A 1,121-nucleotide genomic window follows, 5' to 3' on the forward strand; every position below is an offset into this window, starting at 1 on the left:
GCCACTTCCGGGTACATCGACACCGGCAGCTTGAGCACCGCCAGGCCACCGGCGAGCATGATGATGATCGCAATCACCCACGCGAAGATGGGGCGATCAATGAAAAAACGTGCCATGGAATTCTCCGGTTACTGCTGGGCGGCGGGAGCCGCCGGCGCGGCGGCCGGCTTGGCCGGGGCCGCGCCCATTTCGGTGGCCTGCACGGGCATGCCCGGCTGGATCTTCTGCAGGCCTTCGACGATGACCTTGTCACCGGCCTTCAGCCCGTCCTCCACCAGCCACTTGTCGCCGAGCGAGCGGCTGACCTTGACCTGCCGCACTTCGACCTTGTCGTCCTTGCCGACCACCATGGCGCTGGTATCGCCCTTGGGATCGCGGGCGATGCCCTGCATCGGCACCAGGATCGCGTTCTCGCGCACGCCGCTGCCGACCTGGGCACGCACGTACATGCCCGGCATCAGCACCTGGTCCGGGTTCTCGACCTTGACCCGCAGCGCGTAGCTGCCGGTGGTCGGGTCCACGCTGACTTCGGAGAATTCCAGGGTGCCCTTGTGGTCGAACTCGGTGCCGTCATCGAGCAGGATCGTCACCGGCAGGGTCTGGTTGTCCTGCAGGCGGCCGCTGGCCAGCTCGCGGCGCAGCTGCAGCAGCTCGCTGGCGGACTGGGTCAGATCGACATGGATCGGGTTCAACTGCTGCACCGTGGCCAGCGCTTCGGCCTGGCCGGCGCTGACCAGCGCGCCCTGGGTGACCGAGGACTTGCCGATGCGGCCGCTGATCGGCGCGGTGATGCGGGCATAGCCCAGCGTCACGTTGGCCGCATCCAGCGCGGCACGCGCGGCACCGACATCGGCCTCGGCCTGCTTGAGCGCGGCGATCGCGTTCTCGTTGTCCTGGGTGCTGACCGCCTCGACCTTGGCCAGCTCACCGATGCGCCTGGCGCTCAGGCGCGCGGCATTGGCGGTGGCTTCGGCGCGGGCCAGCTGGGCGCGGGCGCTGTTGGCCTGGGCCCGGTAGCTGGCGTCATCAAGCTGGTACAGCGGCTGCCCGGCGGTGACCAGGCCCCCTTCGGTGAACAGCCGCTTGGCCACGATGCCGTTGACCTGCGGGCGCACTTCGGC

At 69.0% G+C, this 1,121-nt stretch carries 1 protein-coding gene; it reads right to left on the reverse strand.

What is annotated here, in order from left to right; genetic code table 11:
- Positions 1-128: 128 nt before the first annotated feature.
- A partial coding sequence (gene smeD, locus OC373_RS18675; protein ID WP_261998273.1) for a multidrug efflux RND transporter periplasmic adaptor subunit SmeD occupies positions 129-1,121 on the reverse strand: 993 nt, incomplete at its 5' end.

This window comes from Stenotrophomonas sp. Ste96 (assembly GCF_024519495.1).
GTDB lineage: Bacteria > Pseudomonadota > Gammaproteobacteria > Xanthomonadales > Xanthomonadaceae > Stenotrophomonas > Stenotrophomonas bentonitica_A.